Source organism: Bradyrhizobium sp. 62, assembly GCF_023073035.1.
In the GTDB taxonomy this organism is placed as follows: Bacteria; Pseudomonadota; Alphaproteobacteria; order Rhizobiales; family Xanthobacteraceae; genus Bradyrhizobium.
In genome coordinates, this window is record NZ_JADPIT010000028.1 from 38,224 (window position 1) to 52,503 (window position 14,280).

10 protein-coding genes and 2 pseudogenes are annotated in these 14,280 nt (G+C 60.6%); 5 read left to right on the forward strand and 7 right to left on the reverse strand.

Annotated elements, in window-relative coordinates; translation table 11 throughout:
- Positions 1-935: 935 nt before the first annotated feature.
- Both IVB47_RS26625 and IVB47_RS26630 read left to right on the forward strand, forming a co-directional pair.
- The gene (locus IVB47_RS26625; protein ID WP_247399121.1) at positions 936-1,223 is read left to right on the forward strand and encodes an amino acid permease; all 288 of its coding nucleotides are present in this window, start codon (positions 936-938) and stop codon (positions 1,221-1,223) included.
- A gap of 38 nt (positions 1,224-1,261) precedes the next feature.
- Positions 1,262-1,612: an amino acid permease gene (locus tag IVB47_RS26630; protein WP_247399123.1), complete on the forward strand. Its 351-nt coding sequence runs from the start codon at positions 1,262-1,264 to the stop codon at positions 1,610-1,612.
- Between the two features lie 175 nt (positions 1,613-1,787).
- Here IVB47_RS26630 and IVB47_RS26635 read toward each other — a convergent pair whose 3' ends face one another.
- Both IVB47_RS26635 and IVB47_RS26640 read right to left on the reverse strand, forming a co-directional pair.
- Complete coding sequence (locus IVB47_RS26635) at positions 1,788-3,254, reverse strand: sodium:solute symporter (RefSeq protein WP_247399125.1); 1,467 nt, start codon at positions 3,252-3,254, stop codon at positions 1,788-1,790.
- Positions 3,255-3,257: 3 nt separating this feature from the next.
- Complete coding sequence (locus IVB47_RS26640) at positions 3,258-3,449, reverse strand: DUF3311 domain-containing protein (protein ID WP_247399127.1); 192 nt, start codon at positions 3,447-3,449, stop codon at positions 3,258-3,260.
- A gap of 1,534 nt (positions 3,450-4,983) precedes the next feature.
- On the opposite strand from IVB47_RS26640, the pseudogene IVB47_RS35565 reads away from it, so the two are divergent.
- A pseudogene (locus IVB47_RS35565) lies at positions 4,984-5,215 on the forward strand (hypothetical protein); the annotation flags it as partial.
- 21 nt (positions 5,216-5,236) lie between these two features.
- Here IVB47_RS35565 and IVB47_RS26650 read toward each other — a convergent pair.
- Both IVB47_RS26650 and IVB47_RS26655 read right to left on the reverse strand, forming a co-directional pair.
- Positions 5,237-5,434, reverse strand: a pseudogene (locus tag IVB47_RS26650) (DNA polymerase/3'-5' exonuclease PolX); the annotation flags it as partial.
- Positions 5,435-5,518: 84 nt separating this feature from the next.
- Entirely contained in the window at positions 5,519-5,689 is a 171-nt protein-coding gene (locus IVB47_RS26655; protein ID WP_247399132.1) for a hypothetical protein, read from the reverse strand.
- Positions 5,690-7,662: 1,973 nt separating this feature from the next.
- On the opposite strand from IVB47_RS26655, the gene nhaD reads away from it, so the two are divergent.
- On the forward strand, positions 7,663-8,943 hold the full coding sequence (nhaD, locus tag IVB47_RS26660; RefSeq protein ID WP_247399135.1) for a sodium:proton antiporter NhaD: 1,281 nt from the start codon (positions 7,663-7,665) through the stop codon (positions 8,941-8,943).
- A gap of 324 nt (positions 8,944-9,267) precedes the next feature.
- Positions 9,268-10,488 (forward strand): cytochrome P450, encoded by a 1,221-nt coding sequence (locus tag IVB47_RS26665; protein WP_247465746.1) that lies wholly within the window; start codon positions 9,268-9,270, stop codon positions 10,486-10,488.
- Between the two features lie 437 nt (positions 10,489-10,925).
- Here the strand turns inward: IVB47_RS26665 and IVB47_RS26670 are convergent, their stop codons facing one another.
- The 3 genes from IVB47_RS26670 to IVB47_RS26685 form a co-directional block, all read right to left on the reverse strand.
- Positions 10,926-11,072 (reverse strand): hypothetical protein, encoded by a 147-nt coding sequence (locus IVB47_RS26670; protein ID WP_247399140.1) that lies wholly within the window; start codon positions 11,070-11,072, stop codon positions 10,926-10,928.
- Between the two features lie 10 nt (positions 11,073-11,082).
- A complete protein-coding gene (gene nhaA, locus IVB47_RS26675; RefSeq protein ID WP_247465749.1) occupies positions 11,083-12,456 on the reverse strand; it encodes a Na+/H+ antiporter NhaA in 1,374 nt (457 codons plus the stop codon).
- Between the two features lie 512 nt (positions 12,457-12,968).
- Positions 12,969-14,126 (reverse strand): ABC transporter substrate-binding protein, encoded by a 1,158-nt coding sequence (locus IVB47_RS26685; protein WP_247399145.1) that lies wholly within the window; start codon positions 14,124-14,126, stop codon positions 12,969-12,971.
- Positions 14,127-14,280 lie beyond the last annotated feature (154 nt).

The following is a 14,280-nucleotide window of genomic DNA, read 5'->3' on the forward strand; positions in this document are numbered from 1 at the left end:
TCAACGCGGCTTAGCTTCCCAAAAGCGGGAGTTCTTCCGGGCCGCGGTGCACCGGATAAGGGCCCTTGGGCTCGAGGCTCGAGGGTTGCAGCCATCCCGGCTTGGGCAGGTCCGTTCGGAAGCCGCATATGAGCAGATGATCCCAGCCAGACCCCCGGTTCCTGGTGCGGTATTCCGGCTCGATCTGCAGGGCGGCAGCCCGGCCGTGCCGGTGGTGGTGATAGCCGGGACTCCGCCATTGCGCTGGTTGAGGTTGGCGGTTTGGCTGCAGGCCGGCCTATTGGCTCCACACTCTTCGGCTAGAGCTTTGCCTGCGCTTATGAGCGAGGGCGATTGATAAGGCTCGAGCACTCCTCGCAACTTGATGGCAAACAGCCTGTCGCCCCTACGCACATTATCGCGCGGTTGGAAAATGACCTCTGATAACCCCCCGAAGCTTCTGCGATCGCTCACACTGACCCATGCTGTCCTTTATGGACTGGGTGTCACGATCGGGGCCGGAATCTACGTCTGGTGGGCGCAGCCGCTGCACGTAGCGGCATGCACGCTCCTCTGGCGTTTCTGGCTGCAGCGGTCGTGATGGGCATGACAGCTGGGACCTTTGCCGAACTCGGCACACGGCTGCCGGTCGCGGCGAGCGAGGCCGCCTATGTGCAGGCTGCCTTCCATTGGAAACGGTTTGGCGCTGCTACAGGGCTATTGGTCGTCGCTGCAGCGACGATTTCCGGCGCCACGATCACCGTCGGGAGCGCCGGCTACATTGGGGTCTTCCGACCGCTTCCGGGGGCTTGGATCATCGCTGGCGTCGTGCTGGCGATGGGGGCCGTCGCTTGCCTCTCGGCGGTCCAGTCCATCAGCTTCGCCGGCGTGATGACGATCGTGGAGATCGGAGGCTTGCTTCTCATCGTCGTGGCTGGCTTGTTCGAGGGTGGCTGGTGTCGCGGCTGCCCGAAATGTGGCCCGCTATTGCGGACTTCGGCGCTTGGACCGGGGTCGCGCGGACCTCGTTCCTTGCCGTATTCGCTTTCATCGGCTTCGAACACCTCGTTAATATCTCGGAGGAGGTAAAAAATCCTCGCCGGACCCTCCCGACGGCCCTCTTCATCACGCTAGGCGCGACGGCGGTTCTCTATACCGCGGTCGTCTGGATAGCCGTTACGGCTGTGACGTCGGACGAACTCGCCCACTCCCCTGCTCCGCTGGCGCTGGTTTTCAGCGACTGACCGGACTTCCTCCCCAGATTCTGGGGGCGATTGCAGTCGTGGCCACCGTCAATGGAATCATCGTCCACATGATCATGATTGTTCGAGTGCTGTACGGTTTGGCCGACCAAGGCAATGTTCCGCCGATTCTCGCCAAGGTAAGCCTCAGAACCGGCACGCCCATCGTCGCGACCCTGTGCGGCGTCGCGGCGATCCTGATCCTCGCGCTCGGCGTTCCGCTCACGGGGCTGGCCGAATGGACATCGCGATTGACACTCGCAATCTTTGCCCTGGTCAATTTAACCTTGCTTCGCATCAAGCTTACGGAGCCGAAGGCGCCGCCTAACGTATTCGTCGTGCCGGCATGGTACCTCTCGCGGGACTCCGCACCAGCGCTTCTGTGCTCCTGATCGACCTCATGGGGTAAGGCGGCAAGCTGTCCCCTCGGCGCAGAATCCCTACTATCACTGAATTCGCAATTCAGTTTGAGCTTAGTCCCTTCGTGCGCGCCGTTCACGCGGATTGCCGCCAAGTGCACGCGCGTCGGCGCTATCCAGCCTGATGGGCCTACGCACGGCCTGGCAGCTATTCTGCGGCAACCTGTGACGGCTTGGCAGCGAGGCGCGTCGCAAAGCTGACGACGCACAGGACCGCCACGTTCACCGCGAGCGCGACGACGCCGATGTTCAGGTCTTGAACCTGCGATGGCAGCCAGGACACCGCGTGAAAGTTTGCGCCGGTCAGGCTTACGACGGCGACCGTGGAGACGCCGGCAAGGATCCCCGCGGCGGCGCCCTCTCTAGTCGCGAGATTACGTTTTGCGAGACTGAGCACCAGGGAAGGAAACAGCTGGGTCACCAGACTGTAGCCCATCAGGAGGAGTGCCACGATGGTCTCCCCGCCGTTGAGGGTGAAGAATACCGCGACCAGCCCAACGAGCGGCACTAACAGCTTTGCGAGCCGCGATATCTGGCGGTCGTCGGCCAACGGGTTGACCGCGCGGTAGAGATTGTTGGCAATCAGGGTTGCGGCGGTGATCAAGATCATCGAGCCGGGTACCAGTGCCGTGAGTACGCCCGTCGCACCAATCACGCCGACGAACCAGGGATCGAACGTCTTGACTGACAATTTGAACAGGGCGAGGTCGATGTTCGAACCGGCTAGTCCGGGAACCTGCAGGGCCGCCGTGAATCCGACGAGAAAGACGAACAGCAGGATTAGCTGATAGAGCGGCAGCACGACGGCGTTCTTGCGGATCACCGTGGCGTTCTTGGCGGTGTAGATCGACGCGAACGAGTGCGGCCACATGTAGAAGCCGAGCGCGGTGAGCAGCACGGTCGACGAAAACCACCACAGGCTTTCGCCGTGCGGCGGCAGCACCGTGAAGCCCGGCTTGGCCTGTTCGATAGCAGCAAACATCGATCCCAGCCCGCCGTAATAATGATAAGGTAGATAGATCCCGAGGAAGACAACGACGGCTACGATCATGATGTCCTTTGCCACCGAGGTCCAGGCGGAGCCGTGCACGCCAGAGACCATCACATAGGCTGCGACGATGATGGCGCCGATCCAGACCGCCACGCTCGAGGAGATCGCGCCATAGCCGGCGACTTCGACGATGATGCCCAGGCCCCTGAATTGAAGCACGAGATAGGGAATCAATGCCACAACGTCCACGAGCGCTACGATCAGGCCGAGCATCGGACTGTCGTATTTGCGCGCGAAGAAGTCAGATTGGGAATAGAGCTGGTTGTCCTTGGCATATCGCCAGATCGGCGGCAGCATGAAATAGGAGAGCACATAGGCGAGCGTCCCGTAGCAGAGAATGTAATAGGCGGGAGCGCCTTTCCCGTACGCGTAGCCGCTGCCTCCGAGGAAGGTGAAGGTGGTATAGATTTCGCCGGCAAGCAGCAGGAATACGAACATCGCGCCGAAACTGCGCCCGCCTACGGCCCATTGTTCGAGATTCATGTCCTTGCCGCGACTCGCCAGGAACCCGAGAGCCAGCGCGAGCAGCGCGGCGGCGGTGATGAAGGGCAGCGCGCCGTTCATGGCTCATCCCTGCCGGTTGGCTGGGTCGGTCGCATAGATCACGGCCATGATGAGAGAGGTGAGCAGGATCCAGGCCACGATCCAGACCAGCAGGAACGGTAGATCAAGAATGCGCGGGGTTGCGCGGTTGACGAAAAACGGCCCGACGATGAGAGCAAGGAACGGAAGAATGGCCAGCAGGCGGATGCTGCGCATGAACAAGAACTCTCGTTGTGAACACCTTCCCTCCTGCTGAGGTGAAAAGCCAACTTTGCTGCGAAAGTTCCAACACGATGTCAGCTGCACATACGACGGTGTTGGAACACGGGGCACCGCCCAAGTTTCTCACAACGGTGTTGTATCAGGATCAGAAGGGTAAGAGCGCCGTCGGACTCCCTGCACGCGATCAGGCCAACCTACGGGGGTTGGCCCCGGCGGACCATGGCCGCTTTTGACCTAGCGCAAACCGAGCAACCGGATCTCGCTGGCGGAACATTCGAGCTGCGGCCCATCACGGGCATCTGCCGCGGAGAGCGGAAAATTTCCCGCGACTAAGAACGAACACCCATCTGCGAGGTTACACTGCAAACCTTGCGAGGTGTGACATGCGCAATTCAGCCTTAGCTATCGTCGCTATCGTCGCGTTCAACGTTCCTAGCCTCTTCCCCGTCGCTGCGTGGGCTCAGCAAGCAGGACCAGACACAACCCAAGTACAAAACGACATCCGGCGAGACCCCGATACACAGCAATCAGACCGCGCTCGCAGTCAGGACAATCCCGCAACGCCCGAGCGATCGCAGCAGTCCCAAACTCAAAGCACTCCAGTTCAGCCGGAGCGCACGCCTCAGCAGTCCGACGAAACCCGGGACCGAGAGCGACGCAGCGCAGAGGAGACGCGGATCAATCGAGATTGGACCACGCGGCAGCGTAGTGAGGACCGCATGGACAACGATCGACCGAGCCAACGCCGTATGGGCCGCATGATGGATCAAGATGACGATCACCGAACCATGGGACGCAACTCACGTCGGGACGAGGACGACATTGATCGCGGCCGGGGATTTGGCTTTGGAGAACGGAACGAAGGCCGTTCCTACTACGAAATCGGGCCGCGTCCTCGCGTCAAGACTTGCTTCGAATATGAGAACGGGGATGAGTTCTGCCGGTATCGAGACTAGAGAGTAGACCGTGGGTTCGGTTCAGGCTAGTCGTCAAAAGGGCCCGAAAAGCGTGTCGAACGGCTGTATTCCGTATGGCGCGGTGCGGTTGTACAATCGAGGTGCTGATCTGCCTCTCGCAGCTCGACTCTGGGCTGGGTTGCGAGACGTACTGTGGGTCAATGGGTCTTTCCTCGAGCGGACCTGGCGCAGTACCGCCCAAATTTGAGAAAAGTAACGCGGAATTCCGTTTTAAGTAACGGCACAAGTTGAAGTGCCAATCGCCCCGCAATGGCCATCGGATTGAGCGTTACTTTTCCCTCATTGCGCGTTACAGTTCTGGGGTAGTAACGGGGGGCGTCGACAAAAATCTGCCTACGCCGCTTCCTATGAAGTCTTGCCCGAAATCGCCGCCTGCCCAAGCCCGAGCCGGACCTGGGAAGCTTTCGCGGCCGAGCACGCCGAGCACGCCCGCTGCACCGAAATCCTGGAGGCTGCTACCAAGGGTGAGATTTCCCCTGACCTCCTCAGGCAAGTCGGCGGCGCCAGCCCTGTCCCGTGCGCCCGATGTGGCGCTGATTGATGCGGGGGGCGTGAAATTCCAGGTGACGGTCCTTAAGATCCTGGTGAGCTATCCGGATGGCTTCGCCGTCATGGAGGACGTCAAACGCGACATGGCCTCCTGGCGACCAGTGGCCGCGAATGGGCGGACCGGACCAAGCGCCTCGCCGCGCGAGTGCCCGATCTCGACATTTTTCCCAGGGGCTGGTCGAACGCATCAGCGGCGGGTGGCAGATCATGTCCAAAGGACAGCCGGTGCTCGAGTTCGCGCCGCTTCTGGCGGAGTTAGCGGGTGATCTCCGGAAGAGCCATCGCGTTCAGGACCCGGTCCGGTGCCACGCCGCCCTTGCGCGCCATCTCGACGCCCCAATGCATGTGGTCAAGCTCGGGGACCGAGTGGGCGTCCGGATTGATGCTCATCATGCAGCCGAACTCGAGCGCTGCTTGGTGCCAACGCCAGTCGAGATCTAGACGCCACGGATGGAAGGCGCGAAGTAGAGGTCTTCGCGGCACCGCTCTCCGTTCGGTAAGCCAGCATTCCCAGAAGGCGGTCGCGAGAGACCGGCCCTACTGGCGTTCATGCTCTAATTGTTCGGCAAGTCCGTCATATTCTTCAGTCAGATCCTTGAGCTTTTCAGCGAATTCGGGGTGAGCCACCCCTTCAGCTAGTTGACGCAACCACACGGCTCTCTTGCGCGACCTTTCCGTGTCAAGGTCGATAGGGACTTTCGGATGCATTTGCTTCAACCCCCGTGCTCACAGAAAAGCCGCCCCGAAGAGCGGCCTTTCCATCCTTGGACGGAATTGTGTGCGGCGTTCGAGCGCCGTCTTTGGCAGACGTCGAAGCATACTCCCACTCCTCGGGCGATTACCATCGTGCAGCGCACCAAACCCTTCGTGCTGCCGCACATCCAGCGGCAGTGTTGTGCTAGGTCGCCGAGACGCTGCGCTTCCCTAGCCTGATCAGCGAATGAGCCTACCAATGTGGAAAGCCGCGGTCGCGGCATAAACAAGTAGAGCAATGCAGATGCTTAGTTGAGGTTTTGACTTGCAGCCACTTGACCGAACCTTCTCGCCCGAACGGAGGTCTTCATAGTCAGGATTTTCCTGACGGCGACAAGCGATCTCCCGACTGCCTGGCGAGCTGCCAATCACTACATTCCGTTTGGCCCGAAGTGTCGTTCGTGGAGACTCCCGTGAGAAACGTATTTTTTGAGGGCGCCCCGACCGGCAACTTTTTGCGCAGTATCAGAAACTACCCCGCCGTAGAGGCCAGAGAACTCGCGTGTAGATGCCGGCAAGGCTCGGGCTGCAGGCATGGGCCTCGCCTGCGTACACACAAGTGCCTGCTTATGTCCGCATGTGCAATTGCTTGATCGACAACTTCACTCTACCTGCGACGTCGACACCGCAGGTTGTTGAATCGCGCGCTCCCCATAGGAGCAGCTCTGTAGGAGCCATCTGAATGTACGGCAGCCTGCTGCTACTCGTCATCCTTGTCGCTCTCTCCGCCTTCGGCCTCGTGGCCTTGGAGGTCGCGGCGCGTCGATCGCCCGGCGGCAAACCTCAAACGACCAGGCCGAAGCGGCCTGTGAGATAATCCACTTTTCTCGCCCCATCTGCTGGAGATTGCCCAGTCAACAGCAGCCGTGCAACGGCGGCGAGTGCGGCGGTCTGTCGTTTATCGGCAGATGCGCACCCGGTTGGCAATACGCCCTCCCCGGCAGTAGCGTTGAGTAAGGTCCGTACCGTACGCACCTTGATGGTGAGCTTCCATGGCCATGCGCATCCTTGCGGGGCTCCCGCCACCATTCTAAAACCTTTTCTAGTTAAACTGGTCCAGCAAGTCGGACTTGTGCGATGCGTCTGCGTCAGGAATCCTGACCCGCTGCTCGACAACTCTGCACGCGACGGGACCGTTCTGACGCTATATGAGCCGCGCATGTCAGGCCGTGGATGCGACCATTGACCAACTTGCCCTCCGGCGATGGGGTCGGTCTGCTTCCCGCGTCACGGGAGGAAGCGGACATGAACATCTGGACCGGAGTTGCGATGTTGGCAATCGCAGCAGTGCTCATCTTCATCGGTCGCCCCAACAGGCCGGCGAGCATCCAAAGTTCTTGCGCTTCGAAGCCGCAATGGTGCTCTACCCGCCCACCATCTTGAGTTTCATCGAACTCGGCGCGGCGGCGCTCATTTCGGGCCTACTAACCAGGTAACGACGCCAATATCGCGGCTCACAAGATCAGGCTGTTGCTGCGTGACCTTGCGAGTAGAGCTCGCCGAAACGGCATCGGCCGATGCGGCACATTGCTAAGCTTCTTGCTTGTCCGGCTCGGAAGCAATGCCCCTGCGGCGAACGACTTCGGAACTCCAAGTAGTTGCTAGGGCCTTACTTGCTCGGTGCAGAGAGACGAGCCGGCGAGTGATCACTTGATCTGCCCGTCCCATTCGGAGGCGAAGTCCGTGGGCCACTCGTTGCATACACGTACAGGGCCACGACAAACATCAGAACGGATACGACGGTGACAATCCAGCCGACGGGGCCGTTCGCGCGGGAGCCCCACAAGTTTGATCTGCTACCGTTTGGTTGAGACATTTTATTCTCCCAAGCCAACAATACTAGACCGCGGCCTTTCAGCACATGAGGCTTCTTAGCGCAGTTCGGTTCGGGCATGATCCCCACGAAAACCGGATTCGGAGGCTTCGTTTTGCTGGTCGCACTCGTCGTTGTTTTCGTCGTGGTTTATGCCGCTATAGCGCTTGAGCACCCGATCCAAATAGAGAAATCAGCTTCCGCCCTTTTTGGCGCCGGCCTGCTCTGGACGATCTATGCCGTGGGAGCAACTGACCACGACGCTATCGTCGAACAGCTCCGCGAGACCATCGGCTCGACTGCAGGGATCATATTTTTCCTGATGGGCGCCATGACCATTGTCGAGGTCATCGACGCGCACGACGGATTCGAGATCATCACCTCGCAGATCAACACAAAGAAGTTGACGACCCTGCTGTGGCTCATCTGCGCCGTGACGTTCTTTCTGAGCGCGGTGTTGGACAATCTCACCACCACGATCGTCATGGTCTCTCTGATCAGAAAACTGCTCGACAAGCAAAGTGATCGGCTGTTGTTCGTCGCGATGATTGTGATCGCTGCCAACGCAGGCGGCGCGTGGTCCCCCATTGGAGACGTCACCACAACCATGCTGTGGATCGGTGGCCAGATCACCGCTCTCGCCATAGTCAAGACGCTATTCCTCGCGTCCCTCACGAACATGCTGATCCCGCTGCTCATCGTGAATTACCAGCTGCGGGGGCGAACTTTCGCTTCTCCCAAGATCGATGGCAGCGACGATGCGTTCACGCCCGCCTTCGAACGAAACGTCATGTTCACCCTCGGGATTGCCATCCTGGTCCTGGTGCCAGCGTTCAAAACCGTTACGCACCTGCCGCCTTTCATGGGCATCCTCTTCGGCTTGGGAACATTGTGGCTCGTCGGCGAGATCATTCATCGCCGGAAGCAACCGCTGGAGAGAAGGCCGTTGACCGTGGCGCACGCTCTCACCCAGATCGACCTCAGCTCAATCGTCTTCTTCCTGGGCATTCTGCTGGCCGTTGCCACGCTGGAGCACACCCATATCCTGGCCGCCCTTGCAGCTTGGCTGGATCAAAGCATCGGCCGCACCGACGCAATCGTGCTCGCGTTGGGGCTGCTCAGCGCCATCGTCGACAATGTTCCATTGGTCGCAGCATCGATGGGCATGTATGGAATGGGCCAGTATCCACCAGACAGTTTCCTTTGGGAATTCATCGCCTACTGCGCCGGCACGGGCGGATCGATACTGATCATCGGCTCCGCTGCGGGCGTTGCCGCGATGGGAATCGAGAAGATCCAGTTCATTTGGTACATGCGAAAAATCAGCGTACTCGCGCTTCTCGGATACTTCGCCGGAGCGGCGGTATACATTGTGCAGTTCCGGTACTTTCACTGAACGCAAGACGCGCACGCGCCGAGGCAGCTTGAATGGATCAGCTTGCTCTTCCGATCCAACGCTCCCCTTCAGCCTTGCAGTCTGCAGGCCTGCGCGGCCGCAGTCCGGTCGCGCGTGCTATCCTTGCCGAACATCCAGACGACGCCTGGGATGCGCGGGGATTTACGCTGCTGTACTTTTCAGTGTGTCCAACCCTCGGCCGGGCCGCGAAACGCACCACCCGCGCCGGCGTGACGTGAAGGATTGAAGGCCTGAAGTAGGCTGTCTTCGAGACGCAGCACCGATCAATTTCCAACCACAACAAACAGAAGCGCGGAAGCAGACATGTCCGACGAGCGACGGTTCGACATCTTGTCCCCGGATTTTCACGCGAACCCTTTTACGACGCTCGACCGCATGCGAACCGAAGGCCCGGTGGTGCGCTTGAGATTGCCGATCGTCGGCCGCACCTGGCTCGCGGCGAGCCATGAGAGCTGCGCAGAACTGTTGAAAAACAGCCAGGACTTCGCGCGCGATCCCGCCAACGCCGGAAGCAGAACGCAAGAGCGGATATTGAAAGTTCTCCCGGGGACGCTCGGGCTTCTTGCGTCGAACATGCTCGGCCACGACGATCCGGAGCACCGTCGCCTGCGTGCCCTCGTCGACCACGCCTTCCAGAGGCGCACGATCGCAGCTCTCAAGCCGACGATCGTTGAGACGGCCGATCGGCTGCTCGACAAGCTGGACGGCAAGCCCGAGACCGATCTCATGGCAGAGTTCTGCCGATATCTGCCCCTTTCGGTAATCTGCGCGATGCTAGGGTTGCCGGAGAAGGATCACGAGCGGTTCAAGAACTGGTTGGGTGGGTTGAAGGACACTGCGAATGTCTTTGCGGTGATCCGCGCCATCCCCGGTGTGATCAGCGTCGTGCGCTACCTTCGACGCGTTTCGAGACCCGGTGGCGGGGCGCGGCCTGAGGGTCTGATCGCTGCGCTACGCGAGGCGGAGATCGAAGGCCACACGCTCAGCGAGGACGAAATCGTCTCCATGATCTTCCTGCTCTTCGGTGCGGGACAGGAAACCACTACACATCTGATATCGGGCGGTCTCTACGCGCTGCTCATGAATAGGGACCAGTTGAGCCGGTTGCGCCAAGACCCGGGTCTGATGCCCACATGCATCGAGGAATGTCTTCGTTACGTCTCCCCCGTGCAGATGACCAAGCCTCGTTTCGCAACCCGGGATTTGATCTGGCAAGGACGCCAGGTCCGGCGCGGCGAGATGTTTGCGGCATTCCTTGCCGCAGCGAACTGCGACCCGGCAAGGTTCGAGCAGCCCCACACGTTCGACATTACGCGCCACCCAAATCCGCACCTTTCGTTCGGCACCGGCGTACACTTTTGCCTCGGCTTCCAGCTCGCGCGCGCAGATGCGTCGATAGGAATTCAGCGCATCCTGGATCGCTTTCCCGACTTGCGGCTTGCCCGTGGGCCCGAAGACATCAGGTGGCACAAGCGGCTTGGCATCCGCGCGCTGGCGCGATTGCCGGTGCGACTAGCGGCCTGAGCGCCGGCATCTCCGAGGGTCCGAGACCTGGGTCATCGGCTGCTCGGCGCCTTGGCCGCCTCTCTCGATCACCGAAGGATGTTGCGGATATGCCAAACCATAGTGGCGGCATAAACGAGGAGAGCGATGCAAATGCCACCTGCCAGTTGAGGCGTCGAAAGAGACGCTCTCGTCAGGAAGAAGACGATGCAAAACAGGACGACCACGCCCAGCAAAGACGGCACATGTTTCATATTCGCCTACCAATTCTTCTCGCCTCCGGAGCAATGCTACCCTTCCGCACTCAAATACCTCGCCTCGGTCACCGGCCTCCAGCTCACGAGTCGTAGCAGGGCCGCGGCTGATGAAACCGTAGATTTCCCCGCTGCGGGTCGAAATGAGCCGAATGGAAGAAGGACGTTCCACATTGGCGCTCGTGTACGCCTCTGCCGCTGCGATCAGTGCGTCACGGCCAAGCGGTCGTAGGCGGGATGCCGTGGATTCAGATGCAGGTCCGTCTCGACGATCATCACCTGGGTCACTCCGGAGGATTGGACCTCGACGGCAAACGACACGAACGAGACATGCGGGGCTCTAAAGGGCATGGGTCACACCTCACAAGAGCCGGACTTGGCTGAAGCCCCAGCCGAGGCCGAGCATCGCTGCAACAAGCGAGCCGAGAAGGACGCCCAGTTTCGCCGCCGTCAGGAGTCCTTCATCCGCGAAGGCGAGCATCGAAATGAAGATCGACATGGTGAAACCGATCCCGGCCAGCAGCCCGACCAAGCAGACCCCAGCCCAGGAAACTCCCGGAGCCAACCGACACCAGCCCAGTCGTACGGCCGCCCAAGTCGCGCCGACGACGCCAAGCGGCTTGCCGGCGACCAAGGCGAGCGCTGTGCCCAGCATCACCAAACGTCCACCGGCGGGTAGATCGACGCTCGTCAGGCCGACGCCGGCGTTCGCCAGCGCGAAGATCGGCATGATGACGTATGCCACCCACGGATGCAGCGCCGTCTGCACCCGAGAGACCGGCGGCAGTAGCTCCCGTTGGGCCACGCGCAGGTCCCGCAGGGGTTGGGCCAACCTGTGCGGATCCTTCGCCCTGACCGCATCGCTGCTTCGCAACTGCTTGAGAGCGCGAGAGACCATCTCCAGTGGTGGTTCCCGCATCGGGATGGCGCGCGCGGGAGTCATCACCCCGAGCAGCACACCCGCTAGGGTGGGATGGATCCCAGCCGCCATGAACCCGATCCAAACCAGAGAACCAGGTAGGACGTAGAAAAGCGCAGAGCCGACCCCGATCCGGCGAAAGCCCAGGACGGCGACAACGCCGATCATCGACACGACGAAACCGCCAGGCTGAAGGCCTGCGGTGTAGAAGAGCGCGATGATCAGCACTGCAATGATGTCGTCGATGATAGCCAGAGCAAGGAGGAAGACCCGCAAATTGACCGGGATTCTTCGTCCGAGCAGGGCGAGCACTCCGACTGCGAAGGCGATGTCCGTCGCCGTAGGCACGGCCCAGCCCTGCCCTCGATCCGGACCGGCGTTAAGACTCAGATAGATCAGTGCCGGGACGACGACGCCACCAATCGCCGCGACCAGCGGCAGCATGGCCTGGTCCAGCCTGCTCAGCGCGCCTTCGTGGACTTCCCGCCGAATCTCCATGCCCACGACGAGGAAGAACACGGTCATCAGCACGTCGTTGACCCAGAAATGCAGCGAGCGTGAAAAGACGAATTCTCCCAGGGCGATCGTCACCGGAAGGTGCCAGAAATCGTGATAGCTGTGAGCCACTGGGGAATTCGCCCAGATCAGTGCAGCGGCGGCGGCAGCGAGCAGGACCGCACCGCTGACAGCCTCGACATGCAGGAACCGCTGAAGGGTGTTGAGGGCCTGTTCGGCCAGCCGCCGGGCTTTCGGCAGATCGTCAAACGGAGGATTGTGGTTCACGGGCGCAGGATCTCCGCGTGGCGGCCCGACCATCGCTTTCCTGTCGCTGTCGATACAGCGAACACCCGAACCCCGGTTATACATCGCATGGGCGTCATTTCAACCTTCCACGACGGAACACGGCGTCCGGAAAGTCGGCCGTGGAGAGGATCAGGCGGCAGCAGCTGCATCATCCGCCCTCTCGGGCGGCACTCATTCCGGGTGTGTGTGCTCGCAGGCGCTCGGAATCCTTTCAGGCTCTGGAGCGGTACCGGCGCGCTAAAACGCCTGGCAGGCTCCGCCCTTGCGCTTGACGGGTCGTCCCCGGCGTACTGAAATCCCCGCTCCGGCTGGTGTTGCGGGGAGTTCTACAGGGGCTTTGCGCAGCGCTGAGCAACACGACACCATAGGTTGCCGCCAGGATCGGAGTTTTGGTCCGGCTGTCCGGCAGCGAGAGAGCAAGCGCCGCGGATGTGCCGCCGCGCACGCCCGCTGTTACGTACTCCAAGAGGAGCGCACTTGCGGGTGCGCTCCTCTTGTGCGACGACGCGGTTGGAACACGACTATCAGTGTGTAACCAGCGGACACGCCGAGTCGGTCAACTTTCCGAATGCTTCTTCGCCCGACATCGTGTGAACCAGTTTGTAATAGTCCCAAGGTTGTTTGGACTCATCGGGTTTCTTGACCTGCATGATATACATCTCATGCTCCATCAGGCCGTCGGCACGGATCTTGCCGTTGCTAGTGAACATGTCGTCGATCTTCATCTTCTTGAGCTCCGCCATGACCTTCTCTGAATTGGTGGAGCCGGCAGCCTTGACCGCGTTGAGGTAGCTCATGGTCGCCGAATAGTAGCCCGCCTGATTCATGGTGGGCTCGCGCTTCGTCTTCTCATAGTAGCGTTTGGCGAAGGCCCGGGTCTTCTCGTTAAGATCCCAATACCAGCCGGTGGTGAGGTACAGGCCCTGTGCGGTCTTGAGGCCGAGGCTGTGAATGTCGCTGATGAAGGCGAGCAATGCGGCCGGCTTCATTGTCTTGGCGATGCCGAACTCGTCGGCAGCCTTGATCGAATTGGTGAAGTCGTTGCCGGCATTGGCGAGTCCAAGCACCTGCGCACCTGCGTTTTGGGCCTGGAGCAGATAGCTTGAGAAGTCCGACGTGGAGAGCGGAACGCGCACGGCGCCGATCACCTTGCCGCCATTGGCCTCAACCACCTTCGAGGCGGACTCCTGCAACTGGGTGCCGAAGGCGTAGTCGGCGGTGAGGAAGAACCAGGTTTTACCGCCCTGCTTGACCATGGTCTTGGCGGTACCGTTGCCGAGCGCCGTCGTGTCGTAGACGTAGTGGACCGTATAGGGTGTGCAGTCCTTGCCGGTCAGTGATGCGCCGGCTGCGCCGATAGCGATGAACGGAATTTTCTTCTCCTTGGCGACATTGTTCATCGCCAGGCTGACTCCCGTGTTCGATCCGCCGAGAATCATCGTAACGCCATCCCGATCGGCCCATTCGCGCAATTTTTGGGCTCCAACGTCGGGCTTGTTCTGGTGATCGGACACCATGAACTCGATCTTGTTCCCGAGCACGCTGCCGCCAAAATCCTCGATCGCCATCTTGGCCGCCTCGACGCCGCCGGGGCCGATCACGTCGGCATACAGGCCGGACATATCGTCGATATCGCCGATCACGACCTTGTTTTCGGCCGCGTGTGCAGTCGTCACCGACATTGACGCCGCCAGCAACAGTTGAACCGTTCTTACCGCAATGCATTTCATTTGACGTGTTCCTCCTTTTCGATTTCAGCGCAAGGTCGTCAAGACTCCGCGTCGTCGCGTCGCGCTCGGTGAAATCAACTAGACGCCGAGATAGCGCTGGAGCAGC

Excerpts from the sequence above, each read along its gene's own strand:
- IVB47_RS26635 (WP_247399125.1), bottom strand. The coding sequence starts at position 3,254 with ATGAACGGCGCGCTGCCCTTCATCACCGCCGCCGCGCTGCTCGCGCTG.
- IVB47_RS26640 (WP_247399127.1), bottom strand. The coding sequence starts at position 3,449 with ATGCGCAGCATCCGCCTGCTGGCCATTCTTCCGTTCCTTGCTCTCATC.
- IVB47_RS26655 (WP_247399132.1), bottom strand. The coding sequence starts at position 5,689 with ATGCATCCGAAAGTCCCTATCGACCTTGACACGGAAAGGTCGCGCAAG.
- IVB47_RS26665 (WP_247465746.1), top strand. The coding sequence starts at position 9,268 with ATGTCCGACGAGCGACGGTTCGACATCTTGTCCCCGGATTTTCACGCG.
- IVB47_RS26670 (WP_247399140.1), bottom strand. The coding sequence starts at position 11,072 with ATGCCCTTTAGAGCCCCGCATGTCTCGTTCGTGTCGTTTGCCGTCGAG.
- nhaA (WP_247465749.1), bottom strand. The coding sequence starts at position 12,456 with ATGGTCGGGCCGCCACGCGGAGATCCTGCGCCCGTGAACCACAATCCT.
- IVB47_RS26685 (WP_247399145.1), bottom strand. The coding sequence starts at position 14,126 with ATGTCGGTGACGACTGCACACGCGGCCGAAAACAAGGTCGTGATCGGC.